Source organism: Roseateles sp. P5_B10, from assembly GCF_056400485.1.
This window is the reverse complement of the sequence record NZ_JBFULE010000262.1, coordinates 1-6,496: the sequence shown is the minus strand read 5'-3', so window position 1 is coordinate 6,496 and position 6,496 is coordinate 1. Positions and strand designations below refer to the sequence as shown.

Annotated in this window: 8 protein-coding genes; 3 read left to right on the top strand and 5 right to left on the bottom strand. The window is 68.2% G+C overall.

Translation table 11 applies throughout. The features are described 5' to 3' along the window. From AC1DU6_RS16300 to rpoH, 3 genes are all read left to right on the top strand, one after another. A partial coding sequence (locus AC1DU6_RS16300) for a sensor histidine kinase (RefSeq protein ID WP_477858326.1) occupies positions 1 to 1,077 on the top strand: 1,077 nt, incomplete at its 5' end. A 31-nt stretch (positions 1,078 to 1,108) separates the two neighbouring features. Then, the gene (locus AC1DU6_RS16295; RefSeq protein ID WP_056199375.1) at positions 1,109 to 1,609 is read left to right on the top strand and encodes a chemotaxis protein CheW; all 501 of its coding nucleotides are present in this window, start codon (positions 1,109 to 1,111) and stop codon (positions 1,607 to 1,609) included. Between the two features lie 148 nt (positions 1,610 to 1,757). After that, positions 1,758 to 2,675 carry an RNA polymerase sigma factor RpoH gene (gene rpoH / locus AC1DU6_RS16290; RefSeq protein WP_394326329.1) on the top strand — a complete coding sequence of 306 codons (918 nt, stop codon included), beginning with the start codon at positions 1,758 to 1,760 and terminating at the stop codon, positions 2,673 to 2,675. A 43-nt stretch (positions 2,676 to 2,718) separates the two neighbouring features. Here the strand turns inward: rpoH and AC1DU6_RS16285 are convergent, their stop codons facing one another. The 5 genes from AC1DU6_RS16285 to AC1DU6_RS16265 form a co-directional block, all read right to left on the bottom strand. Then, positions 2,719 to 3,321 (bottom strand): SCO family protein, encoded by a 603-nt coding sequence (locus AC1DU6_RS16285; protein ID WP_457323947.1) that lies wholly within the window; start codon positions 3,319 to 3,321, stop codon positions 2,719 to 2,721. Further along, positions 3,318 to 4,223 carry a heme o synthase gene (cyoE, locus tag AC1DU6_RS16280; protein ID WP_477858323.1) on the bottom strand — a complete coding sequence of 302 codons (906 nt, stop codon included), beginning with the start codon at positions 4,221 to 4,223 and terminating at the stop codon, positions 3,318 to 3,320. The genes AC1DU6_RS16285 and cyoE overlap by 4 nt, the downstream gene beginning before the upstream one ends. Positions 4,224 to 4,225: 2 nt before the next feature. Next, entirely contained in the window at positions 4,226 to 5,311 is a 1,086-nt protein-coding gene (locus AC1DU6_RS16275; RefSeq protein WP_457325419.1) for a COX15/CtaA family protein, read from the bottom strand. Further along, positions 5,308 to 5,940, bottom strand: coding sequence for an SCO family protein (locus AC1DU6_RS16270; RefSeq protein ID WP_457325418.1), 633 nt, complete (start codon positions 5,938 to 5,940; stop codon positions 5,308 to 5,310). The genes AC1DU6_RS16275 and AC1DU6_RS16270 overlap by 4 nt, the downstream gene beginning before the upstream one ends. Before the next feature lie 16 nt (positions 5,941 to 5,956). Further along, a partial coding sequence (locus AC1DU6_RS16265; protein WP_477858321.1) for an SURF1 family protein occupies positions 5,957 to 6,496 on the bottom strand: 540 nt, incomplete at its 5' end.

Below are 6,496 nucleotides of genomic sequence, written 5' to 3'. Positions count from 1 at the left end.
ATCCTCGGCTTCACGCAGCTGATGCAGATGGACGCCGGTGAACCGCTGGCACCGGGCCAGCGCGCACGCGCCCAGCAGATCGCCCAGGCCGGCTGGCATCTGCTGGAAATGATCAACGACACGCTGGACCTGTCGCGCATCGAGGCAGGCTCGCTGCGCCTGGAGCCTGTGCTGCTGGAGCTGCCGCCGCTGCTGGCCCGGGCCTTGGCGCTGGTGCAAGGTCAAGCCGCAGAGCGCGGCCTGGCCATCAGCCAGCGTATCGACCCGGCCGCCGTGCGCCTCGTCGGCGACCCCACGCGGGTTACCCAAATCCTGACCAACCTGCTCAGCAACGCGGTCAAGTACAACCGCCCAGGCGGCAGCGTCAGCGTCGAGGTGGCTCGACCTGAGCTGGGGTGGGTCGAAATCGCCGTGCGCGACACCGGGCTGGGCCTTACCGAAGAGCAGCGCGCCGCCCTCTTCCAACCTTTCAACCGCCTGGGCCGCGAGCGCAGCGGCCTGCCGGGAACGGGTATCGGCCTGGTCATCAGCCAGCGCCTGGCCGAGATGATGGGCGGCAGCCTGCGCGCCGAAGAGCAGGACGGCCCCGGCGCCTGCTTCGTGCTGAGGCTGCCGGCCAGCGGCGCTGCCGCTGCACTGTCCCAGGAGACAGCCCCGGACGAACCGACCAGCCCGCGCCCCAGCCCCCAGCGGAGCGTGCTCTACGTGGAGGACAACCCGCTCAACGCCGAAGTCATGCGCGGCATCCTGGACCAGCGGCCCGGCATCGAGCTGGAAGTGGCGCCGACCGTGGAAGCCGGCCTGCGCGCCTTGCGCGAGCGCCCGCCGGCCCTGCTGCTGCTCGACTGGCAGCTGCCCGATGGCGACGGCCTGACGCTGCTGAGCCGCATGCGCGAGCTGGGCCAGCCGCTTCCCCCGGTCGTCGTCGTGTCGGCCAATGCCCAGCCCGAGCAGATCGCCGCCGCCGAGGTGGCGGGCGCCCAGCACTATCTGACCAAGCCGCTGGACGTGCGTGAATTGCTCGCCCTGGTCGATGAATTGTTGGCGCCGGGCTCCGTCGCAGCGGGGGCAGAATGAGGGCCCAGTCCCCAACACGCGTCAGCGCCCGATGAGTTCCACCGATCTCGTTCCCAGCACCGGTGCCCAGGCCGTGCAGGCCCTGGCACGCACCGATGGCCGCCAGTTCCTGACCTTTCGCATCGGCGCAGAGGAATACGGCCTCAACATCCTGCGCGTGCAGGAAATCCGCTCTTACGAGCCGCCCACTCGCGTTGCCAATGCACCGGCCTTCGTCAAGGGCGTCGTCAACCTGCGCGGCGTCATCGTGCCCATCGTGGACCTGCGCATCCGCCTGGGCCAGGCCGGTGAATACAACGCCTTCACCGTCGTCATCGTGCTCAATGTGGCCGGCCGCGTCGTCGGTGTCGTCGTGGATTCGGTGTCCGACGTGCTGGAACTCAGCGCCGACGAGATCAAGCCCCGCCCGGAAGTGGCCGCCGCCCTGGACGCCCGCTTCATCACCGGCCTGGGCAAGCTCGGCGAGCGCATGCTGATCCTTCTGGACATCGAGGCCATGATCAAAAGCCCGGATTTCGGCCTGGTCGACTGAAGGAAAGTTAGCGATCGCTGACTGTTTCACCGTTGGAAACATTGCATTCCGGCACCGTCACGAACTGACTTAGCACTCGCCAAACCAGAGTGCTAATATCCTGCTCACCGCGGCATTCCGCGCCGCGGTTTAGCAAGGATTCATGACGATGTCCGCCTCTTCTGCCATTGCCGTCCGCGACCCCTGGGCCATGGTGCCTTCGCTGGGCAATCTGGACGCATACATCTCCGCCGTCAACCGCCTGCCGCTGCTGACGGCCGAGGAAGAAGGGTCCGCCGCGCGCAGCCTGCGCGACAAGGGCGACCTGGAAGCCGCCGGCCGCATGGTGCTGTCGCATCTGCGCCTGGTGGTGGCCATCTCCCGCCAGTACATGGGCTACGGCCTGCCCCAGGGCGACCTGATCCAGGAAGGCAATGTCGGCCTGATGAAGGCCGTCAAGCGCTTCGACCCGGACCAGGGTGTGCGCCTGGTGAGCTATGCCATGCACTGGATCAAGGCCGAGATCCACGAGTACATCCTGAAGAACTGGCGCATGGTCAAGGTCGCGACGACCAAGGCCCAGCGCAAGCTGTTCTTCAATCTGCGCTCGATGAAGCACCAGATGAAGGCCGACCAGGCCGACGGCCAGACGCATCGCAACACGCTCACCGAGGCCGAACTGGCCCATGTCGCCAGCACGCTGAACGTCAAGCGCGAGGAAGTGCTGGAGATGGAGACCCGCATGTCGGGCGGCGACGTGGCGCTGGAGCCGCAGACCGACGACGATGGCGAGAGCTTCGCGCCCATCGCCTACCTGGCCGACGACAGCCATGAGCCGACCCGCGTCATCGAGGCGCGTTCGCGCGACGAACTGGCCGGCGACGGCATCCACCGCGCCCTGGACGTGCTGGACGCGCGCAGCCGCCGCATCGTCGAGGAGCGCTGGCTGAAGGTGAACGACGATTCGTCGGGCGGCATGACGCTGCACGAGCTGGCTGCCGAATACGGCGTGTCGGCCGAGCGCATCCGCCAGATCGAGGTGGCGGCGATGAAGAAGATGAAGAAGGCGCTGACCGAAGCGGCCTGATTGACCTCCTCGGCTCCAAGTAAAAGGCCCCTCGGGGCCTTTTCTACTTTTTGGCTTCGGCCAGCAGCAGCTTGATGTCGTCCGCCAGCGGCTGGGCGCCCGAGCCGTAGCGCGCGTAAACGCGCACGCGGCCTTCGGTGTCGAAGATGAAGCTCGCCGCCGTGTGGTCCATCGTGTAGGTCTCGGGTGTCTTGCCCGGCGCCTTGGCGTAGAAGACCTTGAACTCCTTGGCCGCGCCCTTCGTCTGCTCCTCGCTGCCGCGCAGGCCGACAAAGCTGGGATCGAAGCTGGCCAGATAGGCCTTGAGCAGCTGCGCCGTATCGCGCTCCGGGTCGACGGTGACGAAGATGCCCTGCACCTTGTCGCCGTCCGCGCCCAGGCTGCGCTTGACTTCGGCCACTTCCGCCATCGTCGTCGGACAGACGTCGGGGCATTGGGTGTAGCCGAAGAAGACCACCAGCACCTTGCCCTTGAAGTCAGCCAGCGAGCGGGCGCGGCCGTCCTGGTCGGTCAGGTTCAGCGTGCGGGCGTACTCGGCGCCGGTCAGGTCGATGCCCTTGAAGGCAGGCTTGTCGGGGCTCGCCTTCTGGCAGGCGGCCAACGACAGTGCGGCCAGCGCGGTCAGCGCGAAACGACGGGTGTTCATGCGATGTAGTGGTCGATCAACAGCGCCGCAAAGAGCAGCGACAAATGCCAGATGGAGAACCAGAAGGTCCGCCGCGCCAGCATCTCCGAATACGAGCGCCACAGCCGGAAGGCATAGCCGCAGAAGCCCAGGCCGAGTGCGACGGCGCTGGCGAGGTAGAACCAGCCGCTCATGCCGGTCAGGAAGGGCAGCAGCGTGGCCGCGAACAGCACCCAGGTGTAKAGCAGGATCTGCAGCCGCGTGTAGTCGTTGCCATGCGTGACGGGCAGCATGGGTAGGCCGGCGCGCGCGTAATCTTCAGCGCGGTACAGCGCCAGCGCCCAGAAGTGCGGCGGCGTCCACAGGAAGATGATCAAGCACAGCAGCCAGGGCTCGGGGCCGAGGTCGCCACGCAGCGCGGCCCAGCCCAGCACCGGCGGCATGGCGCCCGAGGCGCCGCCGATGACGATGTTCTGCGGCGTCATCGGCTTCAGGATGACGGTGTAGATGACGGCATAGCCGATGAAGGTGGCGAAGGTCAGCCACATCGTCAACACGTTGACGTAGAAACCCAGCAGCGCCATGCCGGCTGCGCACAGCAGGGCCGAGAAGGTGAGCGTCTGCGTACGGCTGAGCTCACCCTTGGCCGTGGCGCGCCAGGCGGTGCGCTTCATGCGCGCGTCGATGCCGTCCTCGATGAGGCAGTTGAAGGCGGCCGCAGCGCCGGCGACCAGCCAGATGCCAGCGACGGCGGCAAGCATGGTGAGGGCCTGTTCCAGCGAGGGCAGGCCGGGCACGGCCAGGGCCATGCCGATGGCTGCGCAGAAGACGATGAGCTGGACGACGCGCGGCTTGGTCAGCTGGTAGAACTGCTGCCAGCGCGGGCTGTGCACGAAGGCGCTGGCGGTGGACGTGGAGGCCATGGTCAAGTTTGCGCCCTCAGGCGCGCGAGCAAGATGGTGAGCAGGGCTAGCAGCAGAGCGGCGCCAGCGGTGTGGGCGAGGGCAGCCACGATAGGCCAGTCGAGCACGACATTGGACAGGCCGGAGGCGAGCTGCCAGCCAGCCGCGGCGAGCAGCCAGTTGGACCAGTTCGCCGCATGCCGACGCAGCCGCCAGGCCAGTGCCAGGATGGCCGCAAAGACGACGCCCGCGCCGATGCGATGGGCCGTGTGGATGGCGGCCAGCGCCTCGAACCCGAGCCAGCCGCCGTCGGCGCGCTGGCCCAGTGCGCGCCAGAGCTGAAAGCCCTGCGCGAAGTCCAGTTGCGGCCACCACTGGCCGCCGTGGCAGGTGGGGAATTCGTCGCAGGCCAGCACGGCGTAATTCGTGCTGACCCAGCCGCCAAGGGCGACCTGGACAAGTGCAAGCACAAGGACGACGGCGACCGCACGGCGCAACGCCGACGGCGCGATGATCGGCCGCGGCTCGTAGGCCTCGTGCTGCCAGGCCAGCAGCATCAAGAGGCCGATGCCGAGCAGCAGGTGCAGCGTGACGATGGCCGGGAAGAGCTTCATCGTGACCGTCAGCGCGCCGAAGGCCCCCTGCACGCAGACCCAGGCCAGCGTCAGCGTCGGCAGCCAGGGCGATGGTGCGGTCTCTGCGCCCCGCCGCTTCAGCCGCCAACTCAGCGCAGCCATGACGAGGATGAGCAGGCCCACGCCGCTGGCCAGATAGCGGTGAACCATCTCGATCCAGGCTTTGCCGTGCGTGACCGGGCCGGTGGGCATCGCGGTCTGGGCGGCCTCGATGTGGTCGTGGGCGCCGGCCGGGCTTGCAGCGCTGTAGCAACCCGGCCAGTCCGGGCAGCCCAGGCCCGAATCGGTCAGGCGCGTGAAGGCGCCGAAGACGATGAGGTCGAAGGTCAGGAACAGCGTCAGCAGGGTCAGCGCGCGCAGCCGCCCTGCCGGCGTCGCGCTTCGCGAGCGCTGGCGCCACCAGAGCAGTGGGCCGATGGCGACCGCGCCGCCGATGGCGGCGACCTGGCCAAGAGGGACCAGCAGGTCGTTCATCGGCCTGCCGTATCCCAGCTGGCGCTGGCGCGCAGCAGCCTGTCGAGATCGGCTTTGAGCTTCTTGGGCTCGGGCTCGGCAGGGGCGCGCTCCATCCAGTTGCCCATGGGGTCGACGATGTAGAAATGGTCGGCCAGCGCCTTGCCCGAGGCGGGTTTGAGCCAGGCATCCAACCGGTCCCTGGGCACGCGCAGCACGGTCACTTCGGCGCCCTTCTGACTGACGGCAGCCATCACTTCGGGGCGCGGCGTGCCGGTATCGGGAATGAGCCAGAGCTTGTCCACGCGCGCCCGCTCCTTGCCCAGCATCTCGCGCAGTTGGCGCTGCACGAAGAGCTGCTGTTCGCAGGCGGCCGGGCAGTCGGAACCGTGCACGACGGCCAGCAGCCATTGACCCCGCAAGGAAGCCGGCGCGACCGCCCTGCCCTGCAGGTCGGTGAGCGGCAGGTCGGCAGGCATGTCGACGGCAGGCGCGATCAGTTCGCCATAGGCCGAGCCGCTGGGCCTGACGACGTAGAAGGTGAAGTAGGAGGCGACGACCGGCGCCGCGCACATGGCCAGCACCAGCAGCATCTTCCAGCGGCCGACGCGCTGCTGCCCCGTCGTGCGGGGATCGGGCAGGCTGTGCACCGCGAAGCTCAGCGGTTCAGGACTGCTGACGGCGGAGCCGGGGACGGATGAGTTGGAACCAGACATAGAGACCGACGATCAGCGCGCAGAGCGCAAACCATTGAAAGGCATAGCCATAGTGTTTTTGCAGGCCGAGGTCGGGCGCTGGCCAATGGCGCAGCAACGTGTCGTCGGGCGTATCCGCGGCGGTCTGCACGACGGTCAGCGGCAAGAGCTTCAGGCCGGACTCGACGGCGAAGGCCGCAGGGTCGAGATTTTGCCGGATCGGGCCGGCCGACCCTTCGCCCAGCTCGTAAAGCCGGGAGGGCGACGTCGTCAGCCGCCCTTCGACGGCAACCTCGCCGGGCGGCGTGTGCAATGGCGGCAGCTGCTGGCGGTCGAGTTGGTTGCGTGGCGCCCAGCCGCGCTGTACCAGGACGGCGTCGTCGCGGCCCGCCAAGCGCAGCGGCGTGACGACGAAGAAGCCCGTGCGGCCGTCCATGGGCCGGTTGTCCAGCCAGATCGTGCGTTCGGCCACCCAGGTGCCGCGCAGCGCGGCGCGGCGGTGCAGCTGCCC

Excerpts from the sequence above, each read along its gene's own strand:
- AC1DU6_RS16285 (WP_457323947.1), bottom strand. The coding sequence starts at position 3,321 with ATGAACACCCGTCGTTTCGCGCTGACCGCGCTGGCCGCACTGTCGTTG.
- AC1DU6_RS16295 (WP_056199375.1), top strand. The coding sequence starts at position 1,109 with ATGAGTTCCACCGATCTCGTTCCCAGCACCGGTGCCCAGGCCGTGCAG.
- rpoH (WP_394326329.1), top strand. The coding sequence starts at position 1,758 with ATGTCCGCCTCTTCTGCCATTGCCGTCCGCGACCCCTGGGCCATGGTG.
- AC1DU6_RS16275 (WP_457325419.1), bottom strand. The coding sequence starts at position 5,311 with ATGAACGACCTGCTGGTCCCTCTTGGCCAGGTCGCCGCCATCGGCGGC.